The sequence below is a fragment of the Mesorhizobium sp. ZC-5 genome (assembly GCF_025753855.1).
Taxonomy (GTDB): domain Bacteria; phylum Pseudomonadota; class Alphaproteobacteria; order Rhizobiales; family Rhizobiaceae; genus Neomesorhizobium.
On record NZ_JAOWPT010000015.1, the window covers coordinates 17,401 to 34,736 of the forward strand.

The 17,336-nt window shown below is 58.6% G+C and carries 20 protein-coding genes; 7 read left to right on the forward strand and 13 right to left on the reverse strand.

Annotation, left to right across the window (positions count from 1 at the left end):
• Nucleotides 1-9 precede the first annotated feature (9 nt).
• The 4 genes from pstB to OHD58_RS26535 are packed head-to-tail and all read left to right on the forward strand — an operon-like array spanning nucleotide 10 to nucleotide 3,037.
• Complete coding sequence (gene pstB, locus OHD58_RS26520) at nucleotides 10-825, forward strand: phosphate ABC transporter ATP-binding protein PstB (RefSeq protein ID WP_263806637.1); 816 nt, start codon at nucleotides 10-12, stop codon at nucleotides 823-825.
• Nucleotides 826-863: 38 nt separating this feature from the next.
• A complete protein-coding gene (gene phoU / locus OHD58_RS26525) occupies nucleotides 864-1,574 on the forward strand; it encodes a phosphate signaling complex protein PhoU (protein WP_263806638.1) in 711 nt (236 codons plus the stop codon).
• A gap of 23 nt (nucleotides 1,575-1,597) precedes the next feature.
• Nucleotides 1,598-2,287: a phosphate regulon transcriptional regulator PhoB gene (phoB, locus tag OHD58_RS26530; protein WP_263806639.1), complete on the forward strand. Its 690-nt coding sequence runs from the start codon at nucleotides 1,598-1,600 to the stop codon at nucleotides 2,285-2,287.
• Nucleotides 2,288-2,338: 51 nt separating this feature from the next.
• A complete protein-coding gene (locus tag OHD58_RS26535; protein WP_412177300.1) occupies nucleotides 2,339-3,037 on the forward strand; it encodes a winged helix-turn-helix domain-containing protein in 699 nt (232 codons plus the stop codon).
• Nucleotides 3,038-3,078: 41 nt separating this feature from the next.
• On the opposite strand, the gene arsK is transcribed toward OHD58_RS26535, so the two are convergent.
• Complete coding sequence (gene arsK / locus OHD58_RS26540; protein WP_412177303.1) at nucleotides 3,079-4,305, reverse strand: arsenite efflux MFS transporter ArsK; 1,227 nt, start codon at nucleotides 4,303-4,305, stop codon at nucleotides 3,079-3,081.
• Nucleotides 4,306-4,356: 51 nt separating this feature from the next.
• Nucleotides 4,357-4,671 (reverse strand): ArsR/SmtB family transcription factor, encoded by a 315-nt coding sequence (locus tag OHD58_RS26545; RefSeq protein ID WP_263806641.1) that lies wholly within the window; start codon nucleotides 4,669-4,671, stop codon nucleotides 4,357-4,359.
• 567 nt (nucleotides 4,672-5,238) lie between these two features.
• Between OHD58_RS26545 and OHD58_RS26550 the strand changes: the two genes are divergently transcribed.
• Nucleotides 5,239-6,027: a hypothetical protein gene (locus OHD58_RS26550; RefSeq protein WP_263806642.1), complete on the forward strand. Its 789-nt coding sequence runs from the start codon at nucleotides 5,239-5,241 to the stop codon at nucleotides 6,025-6,027.
• 497 nt (nucleotides 6,028-6,524) lie between these two features.
• On the opposite strand, the gene OHD58_RS26555 is transcribed toward OHD58_RS26550, so the two are convergent.
• The 8 genes from OHD58_RS26555 to OHD58_RS26590 form a co-directional block, all read right to left on the reverse strand.
• Nucleotides 6,525-7,085, reverse strand: a complete 561-nt coding sequence (locus OHD58_RS26555) for a hypothetical protein (protein WP_263806643.1) — start codon at nucleotides 7,083-7,085, stop codon at nucleotides 6,525-6,527.
• Between the two features lie 62 nt (nucleotides 7,086-7,147).
• The gene (locus OHD58_RS26560) at nucleotides 7,148-7,933 is read right to left on the reverse strand and encodes a sulfite exporter TauE/SafE family protein (protein ID WP_263806644.1); all 786 of its coding nucleotides are present in this window, start codon (nucleotides 7,931-7,933) and stop codon (nucleotides 7,148-7,150) included.
• Nucleotides 7,934-8,259: 326 nt separating this feature from the next.
• The gene (gene arsH, locus OHD58_RS26565) at nucleotides 8,260-8,985 is read right to left on the reverse strand and encodes an arsenical resistance protein ArsH (RefSeq protein ID WP_263806645.1); all 726 of its coding nucleotides are present in this window, start codon (nucleotides 8,983-8,985) and stop codon (nucleotides 8,260-8,262) included.
• On the reverse strand, nucleotides 8,960-9,382 hold the full coding sequence (gene arsC, locus OHD58_RS26570; protein WP_263806646.1) for an arsenate reductase (glutaredoxin): 423 nt from the start codon (nucleotides 9,380-9,382) through the stop codon (nucleotides 8,960-8,962). The genes arsH and arsC overlap by 26 nt, the downstream gene beginning before the upstream one ends.
• Entirely contained in the window at nucleotides 9,382-10,443 is a 1,062-nt protein-coding gene (gene arsB / locus OHD58_RS26575) for an ACR3 family arsenite efflux transporter (protein WP_263806647.1), read from the reverse strand. The genes arsC and arsB overlap by 1 nt, the downstream gene beginning before the upstream one ends.
• A 2-nt stretch (nucleotides 10,444-10,445) precedes the next feature.
• The gene (locus tag OHD58_RS26580) at nucleotides 10,446-10,973 is read right to left on the reverse strand and encodes an arsenate reductase ArsC (protein ID WP_263806648.1); all 528 of its coding nucleotides are present in this window, start codon (nucleotides 10,971-10,973) and stop codon (nucleotides 10,446-10,448) included.
• A 14-nt stretch (nucleotides 10,974-10,987) separates the two neighbouring features.
• A complete protein-coding gene (gene arsN2 / locus OHD58_RS26585) occupies nucleotides 10,988-11,455 on the reverse strand; it encodes an arsenic resistance N-acetyltransferase ArsN2 (RefSeq protein WP_263806649.1) in 468 nt (155 codons plus the stop codon).
• Complete coding sequence (locus tag OHD58_RS26590; RefSeq protein WP_263806650.1) at nucleotides 11,452-11,799, reverse strand: ArsR/SmtB family transcription factor; 348 nt, start codon at nucleotides 11,797-11,799, stop codon at nucleotides 11,452-11,454. Before OHD58_RS26590 ends, arsN2 begins: the two co-directional genes overlap by 4 nt.
• A gap of 42 nt (nucleotides 11,800-11,841) precedes the next feature.
• On the opposite strand from OHD58_RS26590, the gene OHD58_RS26595 reads away from it, so the two are divergent.
• On the forward strand, nucleotides 11,842-12,393 hold the full coding sequence (locus tag OHD58_RS26595) for a DUF6428 family protein (RefSeq protein ID WP_263806746.1): 552 nt from the start codon (nucleotides 11,842-11,844) through the stop codon (nucleotides 12,391-12,393).
• 504 nt (nucleotides 12,394-12,897) lie between these two features.
• On the opposite strand, the gene OHD58_RS26600 is transcribed toward OHD58_RS26595, so the two are convergent.
• Nucleotides 12,898-13,590, reverse strand: coding sequence for an SOS response-associated peptidase (locus OHD58_RS26600; RefSeq protein ID WP_263806651.1), 693 nt, complete (start codon nucleotides 13,588-13,590; stop codon nucleotides 12,898-12,900).
• A 237-nt stretch (nucleotides 13,591-13,827) separates the two neighbouring features.
• On the opposite strand from OHD58_RS26600, the gene OHD58_RS26605 reads away from it, so the two are divergent.
• The gene (locus tag OHD58_RS26605) at nucleotides 13,828-15,006 is read left to right on the forward strand and encodes a hypothetical protein (protein WP_263806652.1); all 1,179 of its coding nucleotides are present in this window, start codon (nucleotides 13,828-13,830) and stop codon (nucleotides 15,004-15,006) included.
• A 651-nt stretch (nucleotides 15,007-15,657) separates the two neighbouring features.
• Here the strand turns inward: OHD58_RS26605 and OHD58_RS26610 are convergent.
• Nucleotides 15,658-16,773 (reverse strand): hypothetical protein, encoded by a 1,116-nt coding sequence (locus OHD58_RS26610; protein ID WP_263806653.1) that lies wholly within the window; start codon nucleotides 16,771-16,773, stop codon nucleotides 15,658-15,660.
• A gap of 310 nt (nucleotides 16,774-17,083) precedes the next feature.
• Nucleotides 17,084-17,251 carry a hypothetical protein gene (locus OHD58_RS26615; protein ID WP_263806654.1) on the reverse strand — a complete coding sequence of 56 codons (168 nt, stop codon included), beginning with the start codon at nucleotides 17,249-17,251 and terminating at the stop codon, nucleotides 17,084-17,086.
• Nucleotides 17,252-17,336 lie beyond the last annotated feature (85 nt).

A 17,336-nucleotide genomic window follows, 5' to 3' on the forward strand; every position in this document is an offset into this window, starting at 1 on the left:
GTAAAGGACATGAACATCATGACTGAAGCCGATATCGAACGGAACCTGTCGGCCAATACCAACGAGCCTTCCATCAAGATGAAAGGCGACAAGGTTTCGGTGTACTACGGAGAGAAGCGCGCTCTGTTCGACGTCAATCTCGATGTCCGGCAGAACCAGGTGACGGCGCTGATCGGCCCTTCAGGCTGCGGCAAGTCGACCTTTCTGCGCTGCCTCAACCGCATGAATGATACCATCTCAATCGCCCGCGTCACCGGCAAGATCACGCTGGACAATGAGGACGTCTACGACAAGAACATCGACGTCGTGGAGTTGCGCGCCCGCGTCGGCATGGTCTTCCAGAAACCCAATCCGTTTCCGAAATCGATCTATGAGAATGTCTCATACGGCCCGCGTATCCATGGTTTGGCTAAAGGCAAGTCCGACCTCGACGAGATCGTCGAATCCAGCCTGCACAAAGCGGCGCTGTGGAATGAGGTCAAGGATCGCCTGCACGAGCCGGGGACCGGGCTTTCCGGCGGCCAGCAGCAGAGGCTGTGCATCGCACGCGCCATTGCCGTCAGCCCCGAAGTGATCCTGATGGACGAACCCTGCTCGGCTCTCGATCCGATCGCCACCGCCAAGGTGGAGGAACTGATCGACGAGTTGCGCGAAAACTATACGATCGTGATCGTCACGCACTCGATGCAGCAGGCGGCGCGCGTCTCACAGCGGACCGCCATGTTCCATCTCGGCTATCTCGTGGAGGAGGGTGCGACCGACAAGATGTTCACCAACCCCGACGACAAGCGCACCCAGGACTACATCACGGGCCGGTTCGGCTGAGCCGCTCCGCCTCGCAACCGAATGACGAGGAGAGAATGATGCGCGAACATACCGTCGCGTCTTTCGACGAAGAGCTCGAACATATCGACCAGCTCATCCGCGACATGGGTGACCTTGCCGGGGCGATGTTGCAGTCGGCGACCAAGTCGCTGCTGCTGTCGGACAACCCGCTTGCCCAGCGGGTGATATCCGACGACACCATCATGGATGCCAAGCAGCGCGAACTCGACGACCGAGCGATCACGCTTATCGCCAAACGGCAGCCGATGGCACAGGATCTGCGCGCCGTAGTGGGCGCGATCCGCATGGCCGCCGACCTCGAGCGGATCGGTGACCTTGCCAAGAACATCGCCAAGCGGGTCGGCGCGGTCGGCCAGAGCACCACGCCGCGCAACCTGTCGCACTCGATCGAAACGATGGCAGCACTTGTGCTGACCCAGGTGCAGGGCGTCGTCGACAAATACGTGGCGCGTGAGGCTGAAAGCCTGAAGCCTCTGAGAGCCGACGATGAGAAAATCGACATCCAGTACACGGCGGTGTTTCGCGAACTCCTTACCTATATGATGGAAGATCCGCGCAACATCACCGCCTGCACCCATCTTCTGTTTTGCGCGAAGAACCTGGAGCGGATCGGCGACCATGTCACCAATATCGCCGAGAATGCCTATTACGTGATGACCGGCACGCAGTTGCCGCCGCATCGGCCGAAGCTCGACGAGACCGGAATGACAGCGGCACTCGCCGAATAGACGACCGAAAGGACGACAGCCACATGATTGCTCCGAAGATCATGGTTGTGGAGGATGAGGAGCCGCTGTGCGTCCTTCTCCGCTACAATCTCGAGGCCGAAGGCTATCAGGTCGAAGTCGTGACGCGCGGCGACGAGGCCGAGATCAGGCTTCAGGAAAACGTGCCCGACCTCTTGGTGCTCGACTGGATGGTTCCCGCCGTTTCCGGTATCGAACTGTGCCGCCGCCTCAGGATGCGGCCGGAAACCGAGCGCCTGCCGGTCATCATGCTGACGGCGCGCGGCGAGGAGAGCGACCGTGTGCGAGGCCTTTCGACCGGTGCCGACGACTATCTGGTGAAGCCGTTCTCCACCCCGGAATTCATCGCTCGCGTGCGGGCGCTGTTGCGCCGCGCCAAGCCGGAAGTGCTCTCCAGCGTGCTCAAGGTCGGCGACATCGTGCTCGACCGGGAGGCGCACCGCGTCTACCGCAAGAAGAGTGAGATCCGGCTCGGGCCTACCGAGTTCCGGCTGCTCGAATTCATGATGCAGCATCCCGGCCGCGTTTTCTCGCGCAGCCAATTGCTCGACAATGTGTGGGGCGAGACGATCTACATCGACGAGCGCACTGTCGACGTGCATGTCGGACGGCTGCGCAAAGCGGTAAACAACGGGCGCATGCCCGACGTCATCCGCACCATTCGCGGCGCTGGCTACGCTATCCGCGAGGTATGACTGTCGACGGGGAGGAGGGTGCTGGTCGGTGACGCAGCAGCGAGGTAACGAATGATCCCACCGAAAATCATGGTGGTCGAGGACGACGGGCCGCTCTGCATGCTGATCCAGTACGCCCTCGAGACCGAAGGCTATGACGTCGAAATGGTCACCCGCGGCGGCGACGCTGAAATCCGCCTACAAGACTACTTGCCCGATCTCCTGGTGCTCGACCGCATGCTGCCGGCCGTTTCAGGCACCGAGCTTGGCAAGCGCTTGCGCATGCGACCCGAGACAATGCAACTTCCGATCATCATGCTGACGGCACGAGGTGAGGAGCGTGTGCGCGAACTCTCGACCGGATTTGACGACTATCTGGTCAAGCCTTTCACGACTCCCGAACTCACCGTGCGAGTCAGGACATTGCTCAGGCGCGTTAAACCTGAAGTGCTGTCAGACGTGCTTGTCGTCCATGACATTACGCTCGATCGTCGGCAGCACCAGGTATTCCGGAAAAGCCGCCCGGTCCAACTCAGTCCGACTGAGTTTCGGCTTCTCGAGTTCATGATGCAGCATCCCGGTCGCGTGATTTCAAGAGAACAGCTCAGGGATCGCGTGTGGGGCAATAGCGTCTACATGGATGGGCGAGCCGTTGACGTCTTCATCAACAGACTGCGAAAGTCTCTGAAGGCTACCCGGGACATCATCAGGACCGTTCGCGGCGCGGGATACTCCATAGGTCAAGCGACGGACGCACTGCACGGCAGTTAGATAGGGAAAGCAGACGCAGTGGCGTGCGCCATGCCATCCGGTCATGTTTCCGATGCGAGTCCATGTAGCTGGCGAACTCGGCCGATGCTGGCGAAGGCCGCGGCGGCCGCGATGCCGAGCACGATCGCGACAGAGAGTGCTGACCAGGTACCGATGCGAGCTATCAAAAACGAGAAGAGAAATGGAGCCAGCGCCGAGGCAATGAGACGGATTGCTGAAATCCGGCCCAGCATGGCTCCGTAACCGTCCGAGCCGAACAAGTGCAGCGGCAGGGATCCCTGCACAATGCTTGTGAGACCCGAGCCAAGGCCGAATAGAATGGCGAAGGCGATGCCGCCGGATATCCACGGGGCTGTGGTCAGCAGCACGGACAGGCCGACTACTAGGAAAGCCGCAGAGATAACGGCCAAAATGAGCGGCGACAGGCCCTTTCCAAACATCATGTTGATGAAGCGGCTGAAGACTTGGGATGGACCGAACACCGTCCCGACCAGGACCGCACTCGCGCCCATTCCGACAGCCGTCAAAAGCGGGACCATGTGGATCAGCAGGGCGGAAAGCACAAATCCCTCCAGGGCAAAACCGACGGCCATCAAAAAGAACGCCTTCTTGCGATCCTCGATCGAAATGCTCCCGACCACCGCGGGGATGCGGGACGCCGGGGCCGATGCATCGCGCAGGCTGCCGGCCTTCATCATGAACGCCAGCCAGAGGTGGATGGGAAGGCAGACGAACAGGTTGATGCCCGCAAAGACGAGGTAAACCTCCCGCCACGTGAGATGCTGGTGGAGTTGGGATGTGATCGGCCAAAACAGGGTTGAGGCAAAGCCGCCTATCAGTGTGAGGTGGGTTATGCTCCGTTGTGCCGTATGTGGCGTGACCTGCACCAGAAGGGCGAACGCGGCATTGTAAAGCACGAAGGCCGAAGCCATTTCGATGGCGACCATCCCGACTGTGAATGTCACCCGCTCGGGTGCGAAGCCACAAAGCACAAGAGCAAGCGCGGCAATGACGGACCCGAGCGACATCATGCGCCCGGCTCCGTAACTGTCTATCCACCGACCAATGGAAGGGGCAGCGAACCCGCCCAAAAGGAGGGACCCGGAAAACACCCCGAACACCCATTCCTGTGACCAGTTAAAATCCTTGGCCATCTCCGGGGCGAGGATGGAAAAGCTGTAGTAGAGCGTCCCGTAACCTATGACCTGGGTCAGACCCAATCCCCAGATGATGGCGCTGCGCCGGTGCCCAACTGAAACTGCCGATATCATATTCCATTCTTCCGGGATTATTGAAATTGATGTCAAAAAAGAGAGGATTCAGGCCGCGTTGTCCCGTTTGATTGAAACGGCGTCCACACAGCACTCGTCTGCGAGGAAACCCAGCAGCCCATGCATGACCGGATAATTCGCGCGGCATATCAGCGTCGTTGCTTGTCGCTCTTGGGTGACGAGAGCTGTCGCGATCAATCGGTGCAGATGATGGGAAAGTGTCGACGCGGCGATGCCGATCTTGTCCTGCAGATGGCCAACCGGAAGGCCTTCCTCACCAGCCCGCACAAGTGCCCGGTAGACCCGCAATCGTGTCGGGTTGCCGAGGGCTTCCAGTTGCTTTGCTGCTGTTTCGACATTCATGGAAATAAATTAGGCGCTGCTTCCAATGACAGTCAAGGAATATTTCGAGATGTGTCGAAATAAGACGTTTCCATGCCAGGTTGGAGTTGCAAGGCTCGCCGTATCTGATTGGCTCGCTTGTGCCAGGAACCGTTCACCCGGCGATCCTACATCTGACAACCTGCCATGTAACGACTCGGCAGGGCTCTAGGCTTACATTCGGCATTAGGTAGCAAACGCCACCAATATGCAGCTAGGTAAGTGTTCCGTTTTCCGCTGATCTCCTTTGTTGCAGAATGCCGGAAAGATCCCATCAAAAAGGCCTCCGGGCGGTTCATGGTTTCTGTCAACGAGTTGGATCCGAGGAGTCGGACATTCCGCTTCAAAGGTGGCAACCGGCACAATATCGAAGAAAGACCGAGATCCATCAGCCCTCCGCGACGGGCATGCATTCCCAACCCCCTGCTGCCAAGGACGATGGCAGTCAGCTGCGGCGCGCGCGCCAAGACAGTGGGTTTGAAACTCGCGGGGAGGTGAATTAGGTTAGCATTCAGGATGGTAACTTAAGCACCCAGATAGGCGACCACCATGGAAAAGCAGCGCAGCGTGTGCGTATTTAACGGAGACGAGTTCGCGTTGGCACTGCAGGCCGGAATGGAGCCGACCGAGAAGCACAGGCCAGCGAAGAAGACGGCGGAAAGAATGCGCATTGCCGGGAAAGGAAAGCCCGTCAAGCTCGGAGCCATAGGAAAGCGCATTCAAAAAGCAATCGCCAAGACAATGACGCCGACGAAAAAGGCGAGTCCGTCCGATATGGTGGTCGCAGTTTTCAAAAGCGAGAACCCGCTGGTTCGAAAGACCGTGCGTGACATCATGGAGCGCGTTCCGTCGATAGTCGAAGCACGGCAGAAGCAGCTGACGGACGACAAGATCGATGCCCTGGTATCTGTCTACATGCCTTCGCCGCCCGACACCGACGCCACGCAGATTCTATTGGACAGCAACGCCAGAGCCAGGGCTCGTTTCTTGGAAGCATGGCCATGCCTGACAAGCAAGCAGGTATCCGAAGCCGCCGGTCATGGTTCCAAGAACCAGAGCATGACCACCTCTCGCTGGAAGGGCGGTGGGAAAATCTTCTCCGTTAGGTACAATGGCGCGGAGTGGTTCCCGGCGTTCCAGTTCCAGGACGGGCAACCGCATGCGACAGTTGCGCGGGTGCTCCAGCACCTAAGGGAGCGGAAGTCGGGATGGCAGATGGCTTTCTGGTTCACCTCGCCGAACGGTTGGCTGAATGGCAGGAAACCAGCTGAATGCTTGGATGACGTGGAATCCGTAGCCAGGGCCGCCGCCGAGGAAGCGGAACCGATCATCGGATGATAGAGCCGCCGCCGTACCCTTTTCCGGCATCCAATACGTACAGGCTCGCTTCATCCGAACGGCGAGTTCGACGCAGATGAGCAATGGGAATTGAACAATCTACTCTGGCACTACGATGTCCGTTTCATCTACGACGATGAAGGCCGACTGATCGAGGAGTGGGGCGTCGCCTTCGAACCGGGTGCGAAGTAGCCTGCGATATAAGGCCCATAACCACCTGCACAGCCTGTGGCTGGAGGTCAGTCCACATTCGCCGTTCACTTTGCCCTTCGAAGGGCCGACCCCCGGCCTTCTAGTGGTTAAAATCTAACGCTTGGTATCGGAGTGGTAAGCCCGCTCAGGGTTGGAATGCGACTGTTTGTTTTGCCCACCCGAACGAGCAAGGAGCGCCATCGGCAGACGTTTGGCGAGGACTACATCAACGTCGGAAACGGGGCAAAGCAGTCCTTGCAAGCCGCATATTCGACCTGGACGGGCATCGAGGGTGGAGTGGTGCCTCAGGTTGAGCTTGCAAGCCTTGCCGTTTTTCGCTGTGAGCGATCGAAAGCAATGACCAGCGGGTGCCGAAACAGGGCGTAGAGGATCAGCGGCACGCCAATCGCGCTAGGCAGAAGCCAGAACACAATTTGCGGGAGTTCTTTCCAAAGGGGCAGGTTCTTGCCGTTGTCCACGTAGAAGGCGGTGAGCATGAAGATGTAGGACGCACCCATGCCGGTGAGATGCAGCCTGGGCCAGTGGTACCAGTGCCGCCGGGCAGCGGTGCGACCGAAGAATGCAGACGCAAATGAAAGCGTGCCCAGAATGAACAGGTGATAGTTCTCTGCCCACCGCATGAATGACAAAGCGCTCATGGTGACGAATACTCCGGAGAGGCACCAAAAGTAGATCGTCCCGAAATGCGAATGCCCGCCGCGCCCCTTGTCGCTCAACATCGCAACAGCCCCTGCGATCACCGCCGAAAGCCCGAACACGATATGAACGCCAACAATCCCGAGAAAGACCGGATCGGTGGACGGTATCGGGATGCCCAGAATGACCGTTGTGTTTTCGTCTGCCATGCTGCTGCCCTCCAGGGACGGCTGATGGAAACGCCGTTGTAAGCCTCCTTGCAGCCCCGTCGCTATCGATGTTGCCATACCTTGGCGGCCGATAGCAGGAGGATGACGGCCAGCGCCGGAATTAAGGGGCCGCTCGGTATCAATCCAAGCAACCGACCGCCGATGAAGGTCCCGACGATTGAACCGATCGCCATGACCAGGACAAATGTCCGGTTCCGGTTGAGAACTGAGAAACTCTGATCGCGGCTGTAGCGTGCGAAGCCAACGATCATGGTCGGAAGGCTGACTGCCAGCGACAGGCTTCCCGCAAGCTTTATGTCGGCTCCAAACAATAACACCAGGGTCGGGATCAGAAGCTCGCCGCCTGCGACACCTAAGAGCGACGCAACGATGCCAATTCCGAACCCTGCCACAACGCCCGCAACCAGGAGTGCCCAGCCATCAAAAAGCGGGCCGCCGGACGAATTTGAATCATGACCGGTGACGAGAACAATGGCGATCGCCACCAGCAGGGCCGCAATCACGCGGTAGAGCGTTTCCGACTTCAGCCGCGTCGCCCATCCCGCGCCAAACCAGGCACCAAGCAGGCTGCCCGCCAACAGGTTTATGATGATCGGCCATTGCGCCACGACTTCACCCAGAGGCACTGAGCCGGCACGGAAGGGCAACGCAGTTGCTATAACCATCAGGCTCATGGCCTTGTTGAGGATGACGGCTTCCAGTGCGGTGAACCGGAAAATACCGATCAGCAGCGGCAAACGAAATTCGGCCCCACCCAAACCGATAAGGCCTCCAAGGGTACCGATGACAGCACCCCCTCCAAACGCCACACCGTTGCTGTCTCGCATCTGGCACCCTCTGATTCCATGGAGTTTTGCCATCCGCATGGACGTTGTGGTGGCAAATCGATGCAGACTTTCAGGAGGGCACTGCTCCAGTCACTCGGCAGGCTCGCGGCAAGCCGAGGGTCAGCGATGGACTAATGCCGACGTTATAAGAAAGGGACAAGGGCAAAGTTCAAGGTCTGAAAACCAACCTCATCGACGACATTGAAGTCCGCCATGGGCAAGGACCTGAATGGGTCATGGTTTGCCGTAAGACTGCCCAGCGGGAGCGGCAGCTCAAGGTCGGAAGACGTCTTCCGCATCGGGTACCAAGCGTCGGACTTTCACCACTAGATAGCCTTGAGTTTGACCCTTGCCTCCAGTTTTTCGGTATCTTCCTTCCGCTCGCTGTAGCGGTCGGTGAGATAGTCGGAAACGTCCCTGGTCAGGAGCGTGAACTTCATGAGTTCCTCCATGACGTCGACAACGCGGTCGTAATAGGAAGACGGCTTCATGCGGCCTGCTTCGTCGAATTCCTGATAGGCCTTGGCAACCGAAGACTGGTTGGGGATCGTAATCATCCGCATCCAGCGGCCGAGAACCCGCATCTGGTTGACTGCATTGAAGCTCTGCGAACCTCCGGAAACCTGCATGACAGCCAGAGTGCGGCCCTGCGTTGGGCGGATCGAGCCGACAGCAAGCGGTATCCAGTCGATCTGCGATTTCATGACACCGCTCATCGCGCCGTGGCGCTCCGGACTGCTCCAGACCTGGCCCTCTGACCAGAGTGACAGTTCGCGCAGTTCCTGCACCTTGGGGTGATCGATCGGCGCGCCGTCGGGCAGGGGAAGACCGGTCGGATCGAAGATGCGGGTTTCCGCCCCGAAATGTTCGAGCAGGCGTGCTGCCTCCAGTGTCAGAAAGCGGCTGTAGGACCGCTGACGCAGCGAACCGTAGAGCAGCAGGATACGCGGCTTGTGGCGCGAGAAAGGCTTGGACAGCTGGGCGGTGTCGGGGAGCTGAAGCGCTTCGTCCAGGATGTTGGGCAGGTCAGGCAACGCGGTTTCCTTCGGCATCAATCAGAAGCTCGCCATCTTCCTTGGCGAACGGGCCCTTCTGCGGGACAGGGAGAATTTCGAGAACGACTTCCGACGGGCGGCTGAGCCGAACACCCCACGGCGTCATCACGAACGGTCGGTTGATCAGGATTGGGTGCTCCAGCATGGCGTCGAGCAACTCGTCGCCGGTCAGCGTCGGGTCATCGAGGCCAAGGTCTGCGTAGGGCGTAGCTTTTTCCCGGATCGCCTCTCGGATCGTGAGGCCTGCCTTGCTGATGAGGTCCATCAGCACCGGGCGCGTCGGTGGCGTCTTCAAGTATTCGATGACGGTCGGTTCGATGCCAGCGTTGCGGATCAGCGCCAGCGTGTTGCGCGACGTGCCGCAATCGGGGTTGTGATAGATGGTGACGTCCATCATGCGATCCTTTCGGCTTCCTTGGTGGCTGTGACGGCCGCGCCGCGCTCGTACCAGTCCTTGCTGCGGTTCACGATCCAGACGACCGACAGCATCACCGGGACTTCGACAAGCACGCCGACGACGGTAGCGAGTGCAGCTCCGGAGCTGAAACCGAACAGGCTGATGGCAGCGGCGACAGCCAGCTCGAAGAAGTTCGACGCGCCGATCAGTGCCGACGGTCCCGCCACACAGTGCTGTTCGCCCGAGATGCGGTTGAGCAGATAGGCCAGCCCGGAATTGAAATAGACCTGGATCAGGATCGGAACGGCCAGCAGTGCAATGATCATCGGCTGCGCGATGATCTGCTCGCCTTGGAAGCCGAACAGCAGGACAAGCGTCGCCAGAAGCGCGACGAGCGACAACGGCTGCAAGGTCCGCAGCAGATTGTCGAGTGAGGCCTGGCCGCCAGACGCAAGAAGGCTGCGGCGCACGAGCTGGGCGATGATGACGGGGATGACGATGTAGAGGACCACCGACAGGACAAGCGTGTCCCATGGCACCGTGATAGCCGACAGGCCAAGCAACAGACCGACGATCGGGGCAAAGGCGACCACCATGATGGCATCGTTCAGGGCCACTTGCGACAGGGTGAAATGTGGTTCGCCCTTCGTCAGGTTCGACCAGACGAACACCATGGCCGTGCAGGGGGCTGCAGCCAGGATGATCAGTCCGGCGATGTAGGAATCGATCTGCGCCTCCGGCAGATAGGGTCTGAACAGCCAGCCGATGAAGAGCCAGCCGAGCAGCGCCATCGAGAAGGGTTTCACGGCCCAATTAATGAAAAGCGTCACGCCAATGCCGCGCCAGTGCTGGCCCACTTCACGCAGTGCGGCGAAGTCGATTTTCAGCAGCATCGGGATGATCATCAGCCAGATCAACGCCGCCACGGGGATGTTGACCTTGGAGATCTCGGCAGCCCCGATCATTTGGAAGACGCCGGGCATGAGGTGGCCAAGTGCAATGCCGACGACAATGCACAGGGCAACCCAAATGGTCAGATAGCGTTCGAATGTCGACATGATCAGGCGGCATCCGTGGTCTTGGCGGTCGTTCCTGCAAGTTTACCGATGGCTTTGAGACGCTGGTCAAGCGCCAGGCGGTCGAGCGAGGCGTGCGGCAAGCTGAGAAAGGCCATGATGCGGTTCTTCATGAACCTGGCGGCAGTGCTGAAGGCCCGCTCCTTCTCGATGTCGGTGCCTTGTACGTTTGAAGGGTCCTCGATGCCCCAGTGTGCGGTCATCGGCTGGCCCGGCCAGACCGGACAAGTTTCGCCGGCGGCGTCATCACAGACAGTGAAGACGAAATCCATCTCGGGTGCGCCGGGGACGGCGAACTCGTCCCAGGTTTTGGACCGGAAGCCTTCACTCGGGTAGTCGAGCGCTTCCAGGACCTTCAGCGCGAATGGATTCACGGTGCCCTTGGGTTGGCTGCCGGCAGAGAATGCGTTGAAACGGCCAGCGCCTTCCTTGCGCAGAATGCTTTCGGCAAGGATCGAGCGGGCCGAGTTTCCGGTACACAGGAACAAGACGTTGTAGAGGTGGTCGGTCATTGGGGCAGGCTCCTTCAAGATGGGATCCGGCTCGAGGGTTGGATGTTGTGAGGGATGGGCATCATCAAGAGCACGGCCGTCGATGGACAAAGCGATGAGGCCTGTCTTGTTGAGAGAATCTCTGGCGGGGCGGCATCGCGCTGGATTCGCTTGAATCCGACAGTCTCGAAGAAGTCCGCGGCTGATGTCGTAAGCAAATAGGCGTCCATAGCGCCATGTGCAGCGGCATGCTCCAACAAGCCTTTGGTGATTAGACGGCCAATCCCCTGACCGCGTGCTTGCGGAAGAACGACGATCGAGCGGACGAGCATGCTCCTTCCGTAGAGTTCGATGCCGCCGTATCCGGCTATCGCACCGTCTCGTTTGAAGCGGAAAAACGAGCGATCGCTTGCGGTCAAATCGTCGGTGGGGAGCTGCTCTGCCTCAAGGGCGGCAATGAAATCCGCAGCGTCCGGCGCGACCGGTTCGAGATCAACGCTCATTGCACCGTGTCCGCAGGTTCACAGCAGGACGGAACGAGGGCAGGGGCACAAATCGCAGGATTGCCAGCACAACAATCCTCCATCAGGAAGCGGATCAGTCCGGTCAAGGCCTGATACTCGGCGGTGTAGACGATCGATCGGGCTTCACGCCGGGCTGCGACCAAGCCGCCACGTTCCAGCTCCTTCAAATGGAACGAAACGTTTGACGCCGAGACGCCTGCGGCTTCGGCAATGTTTCCCGCAGCCATGCCGTCCTGACCTGCCTTCACCAGAAGTCGAACGATCCGGAGACGGGTTTCCTGAGACATGGCACCGAAGGCGATCAGGGCTTGACGTTCATCCATATTTCAACAATCATAGAAATGTCAAAACAAGGGATAACGCAGATGCTCACTCCTGACAACCGCGAATTTGAACAACCCCTGAATATCGTGATCGACGACGTCACCATCGGTGATCTTCTCGGCTTCCTCGGGGATCACAAGGAGAAGCCTTTGGTGTTCAGTTACGACGGGCGGGCGGTGAAGCCCGGCTATCATGTCACCGAGGTCAAGGCTGGAGCATTTTCGGCCTTGGACTGTGGGGCCAACCCGGAATCCTGGACGGAAGTTTTCATACAGTTGTGGGATGTTGAAGAGGGCGAACGGACCCACATGCCTGCAGGAAAATTCGTTGCAATTATCCGCAAGGTGACCGAACACGTTTCGCTCGATATGGATGCAAGGCTCACTTTCGAGGTCAGCGACGGCATTGCTCCGATACAGCTTTATCAAGCATTCACGCCGTCCATCGTAAACGGCGAGGTCCATGTGGACCTCTCGCCGAGACCGGCGAGCTGCAAGCCGCGGGACCGTTGGGTGGCGGAACAGGCGAGGTCGGAATCGTCTTGCTGTGGACCGGCAGCGGGAGAGGGTCAGCAGCCGTGCTGCGGACGGTAGCGGTTGGATGCTTAAGCTCTGCCGCTGCGACCAGCAAGTGCCCAGGAAGACGGAATACAACCTCATGGTCCCCAAGGAATTACTGCCGGGGCAGCGCCAGACCTGTAGGAGGAAGTTTCCTACGTGCCTATCTGCAGGCAATTAGTCGCCAGGGTGGAGCCGCTCACGGCTCCGGCTACGATCGTATGCGACCCAGCCAAACGCGCCTGCGGCGATGGCAAGCGGCAGAACGTACCAAAAGAACACTTCGACAGTCATTGCTTCAGCCTCCCGGGGGGACGCGCCTCGCCACATAATGTAGTCCAACCGCAGCAAGAATCCCACCTGCAGGCTGAGAAGGCTGATCCAGGGCGGCGCTTTCAGTTACCCGGTCCGAATCCCACGAATCTTACCTACAATAGTGCGAAGCCATTGAAGAACTGAATGCGGCGCTGGAGTCTCGGCAACCGCCTGTGGTCAATCATAAAGCTGATGATCACTGCCGGCGATTTGTCGCCGCAACGGTCAGAGCAAAGCAATCGGCTCGATCATGCTCGGCAGGTCATAGGGCTGCCCGTCCTTGGCCGAAGTGTTAACCTCCCGGCCGACACGGTAGAATTCCAAGTCTCCGTCGAGGTTTTCGTGCAGCAACTGCTTGGCGTCCGCCGCTGGCGTCTCGGGATCGATCCAGGCATCATAGACATCGGGATCGAGGATGACCGGCTGGCGATCGTGAAGCTGGCGCATCGTCTCGCCTGCCGGCATCGTGATGATGCAGCAGCTGGTCACGCCGAGCTTGTCGTTGTGCGCCCAGATTCCGGCGAAACTGAATGGCTGGTGCTCGGGCAGGAAAATGTGCCAGGGGTCACGTCCCTTGTCGGCCGGGCTGATCGTCCACTCGTAGAAGCCATCGGCGGGGATCAGGCAGCGTTTCAACTTGAACGCATCCTTGAAGGCACCTGAAGTCTCGGTCGTCTCCGCCCGGGCGTTGAACATAGCGCCCTTTTGCAGCTCCTTTGCCCACCACGGCACCAGCCACCAGCGGCCCTCGCGTAGTTTGTGGCCACCATCCTCGCCTGGCGTAACGAACAAGACATCCTGTGTCGGCGCGATATTGTAGCGCGGCTGGGTATTGCGTCCGACGTCAGCAGGCGCGGTCAGACGATAGAGCCGGTGGATTTCCGACCAAGGAAGATATCGAGTGTAGCGTCCGCACATGGCGTCAATCTGGCAGGGGTGCCTCTTCGCTGCAACTACTCACGTTTCGTCCCCCAAGCGGAAGGTCGCCACACGTTGGTGAATACCTTGGGGTCTATTGGAGACCGTCGTTCTCCAGCCTTCGAAAGGTAGCAATGCGCCCCAATTTCAGACGTTCACCAAACGCTTGCTACTTCCTATAAGCTGACATCCGCGAGTTGATATGAATGGGGATGCGCGTGCAGCGCAGGAAAACTAGTGACCACGGAAGCATTCAGACCATCGAAGATCCCTGTGTGCCAGCAACAGACGAGAAGGGTTACGCGCCAATCCGATGGCGATGCCTTCTACCAGATTTATTCAGGCGGCATGCGTGCTGCCGAAGCAAGCGACAATGCTTGGCACATCGAGCCGGTTCTGGACGGCGGGCACCCTTGCGCAAAGGGGTTCATGCCAACTGCGATGATGCAGGGTTTTTTCAGGCAGCAAGCCTTCACGTTCATCGCCTTCCATCGGATCGGCTGGTTTAAGGGAAACTACCATTCCAGCTGGTGCCCCTTCATCCCTGGCCAAACAAACCATCTGCAGGGACCGGCCGATCTCTGGAGCAATGTAGCGGGCAACATCTCACGGGCCCGGACGGCGGGCGACCTCGCAGCTATGGCTCAACCTACCCGTGAGCAGATCGCTGCACGCCTCGATAACCGTACCGAGGCTGAGCGCCTTGCCAGCTCCATCAGCCTGAGCCTTCGCAACATGGACATCAGCGTGGAGCAGATTGCCGAGTTCTATAACGAGCAACTGGTCAATCATATGGCGTCCGATAGCCTGGAGGGAAAGCGCTCATCATCGACCCTAGATGAGACCCTGTTCGCTCATGTCCATTCCTTCTTCATGCATCTTGGCGCGGCGCGGGACTATCTTGCGGCCTTATGCGCGCTCAGGATTGGCAAGGACCCGCAGAAGGTCGATTCATTCGCACGGCTTGCGGAAGCAGTCCGGCCAGAGCATTTTGCTGCAGACGATCTACTCCAGTTGCTCCAAGCGAGAGGCTACTTTCGGCAAAAGCCGACCAGCTCCGTCAAATTTGAATCGGCTGGCTGGATGGAAGAGGTCACAGACTTGCGGAACGAATTCATGCACCGGCGGCCCTATGGCGACCGCTTCATCGAGCGCATGGGTTTCGCCCAACCCATTGACCGCGAAGCTGGCCTGTATCGATATGTCAGACCGATTTTGCTCAAAAACGCGGAGGACGATGTACAAAATGTGATTTTGCGCCACTACCGGGAGATGACTGCTCTGTGTCACGCGGCCGCCGCTACATCGGGAAACGACCTCTCTATACTCACATTGACCGACGCCGAGATTATCTCTGTCGAATTCGAGGGCGAACAAACTGCCCAATCCGCAAGCTCTTCGGACGCGGCGACTTGAGATTGTCGACTCTATTCCGGTTATTCAGTAGGTCGCGGTAGCGCACCAAATGCTGCTTTTCCATTCAGCGATACCCATCGTAGCCTTTCGCTTGGGCTAGTCTTGGTAATGGTCCCAATAGAACTGGAGGGCATTAAGGAATGGGTGCAATGTTCAGGCGACCACGAAACCTCGGAGTTATCGCTTAGAAGGGAATAAATGCCGTTGGCGCACTTGAACGTGCTCCGGTCAGCGTTTCCGAATTATGACAAGCAACTCAGCACTGTTCGCTGAAACGATTGTCCGAAAGGTTGGATTGGAACTCGATAGAGTAATCCCTCAATATAGTAGTATGGCGCTATTCTGTTCTCCAGAATTCGAATCTGGATCATCTTGTTGCGGGTATTCTTGAACACGCGCACAGTGGGCTTACGCTTCTCGTCCGGAGCGTTCACGAGAAAGAGTTGTGGGACGCCCACGTGTCCCTTTCGCAGGTATTCGTGACTGCGAAGATAGCGATCACCCATCTGTCTATGTCTTGGCCTCGACCGCGAGCGTCCCTTGGAAAGCCCGCAGCCTCAGGTGCCGGACCGCAGGTGGCCCTTCAGACAGAGTTACCTGGTCAAAAAGCTGGCCCACGTGGGAACGCGAATGTCTGAAGCAATCCGACCATTAGTCGGCGTTCAGGACGCCTGCCGCTTTCAGGATTGCCCTCTCGTGTCGCCGCTGAGGGTCTTTCCAGTAGCTGAGCGTTCCGATGTAGCGGACGATGGCATGTTCGTCGGCATCATCTTCGATTGGCGGAATGCGGAGGTTCAGGAATGTGAAAAGCGCTATGCGGTAAAGCGAGCTTGCAAGTAGCAGCAACGGCACCTCATTGATCGCCAATTGCTCGGCCGTCACTTCGTTCCCGTGAAGAAAAGCGTTTCGAAGGGCATACGTCCGGTGGCAGAGTTCGGAAGCGACCGTGCGGGCGGTCGTCTGCTTTCCAATCTTAACTTCGACCGCCTGGTCGGCACACCTCAAATCCAGCCAAACTGCCCTATCGAGAACATTCAGGACCTGAGTCTCACCCACGCTGCCTCCAGGGCCGGGATGAAGCAGGATTTCGAAGGCGCTAATCCATAGAGTAAGCAACCGGCCGACATCGTAGAAACTGTACTCCAGCCCCCCGGGCATCAACATGGCAGCGCGAGCCATGTTGAGGGAACGGAATAGCGCGCGGTCCTCCCAGCTTGCCTCTTCGCAACTGAACCGCCGATGCCACCGGAGGAGGACCTCGTCGAAGAGTGGCCCGTCCACACTATATGGCTCGACGGCATGCTGCGGCAGCCCCGCATCGATCTGCCCGCGAAACTTTTCCACGTCGTGCGAGCCGAGCATAGCGGGCGTCTGACCGATCAAGTCCTTACCATGTCGGTCGACCATCCACGGATAGATCGAGAAGGTCTCGGCCCACACAGGAGCGCCCATCCCGCCACCGTGTGTCACCTGCAGGGCGCGGGCATTAGGTATCGTGGACACGGCTAGGAGGTCCCGAAAACCAGCAATCGCAGAAGTGTTTCGGTACGCTTCCTTGGCCTCTCGCCTGATGATTAGGACCGTTGGGGATACAGGATCACCGAACGCGTCCGTGAAGCGGTCGAGGAATTCACCGATGCGCGGATGCTCGGCGATTGCGTCAACAATTCGGTTATCGTCGACAGCGGTGACCGCTATGTCGCCATTACCGATCGGCTCTCGTAGCCTGAGGTTTGGCAGGACCAAGATCGGTATCCACTCACTCATACCCATACCTTCCCCACATGCAGCGCGCCCGGGGTACTTGCTTCCCGCCGTTATCCACGCGGAACATGCGGTCCGTAATTCGCTTTGCACCCTGGACAATAATATATGATGCGGCCCGCTCCCCCCTTGCTCCTGTCCTGAACAACCTCCAGCTAGTCCCCTCGCTTTTCGCATTTGGGACAAATCGGCCGACCTTTTGGATTGCCAGCTTCATCCGCGAAGAAGCGGAACTGCCCGCAGTCGACGAGTTGTATCGCTTTGAAGGGCAATTCAGACCGAAGACGAGAGACTTCTTCATGCTTGTCTCGAATTACGCCTTCAGCCTCGACTGGGGCTGCCTTTGCGGTGCAAGGGCATCCATCATCTCAATGATCTTCAGACGAAGCTCGGCCGTGTCGAACTGATGATCGACATCCCGCAACTCCTTCGCCAGACCGATTGCGGCTGTAATTGTTGCAAGTGCTCCGGCGGCAACCATGGCCATCCTCCCGATCAACGGCATTAAGCATTTACCCAGGCTATGACGAAGGGCAAGAGCGACGCAGGCCGCACGGCGTAGTCGG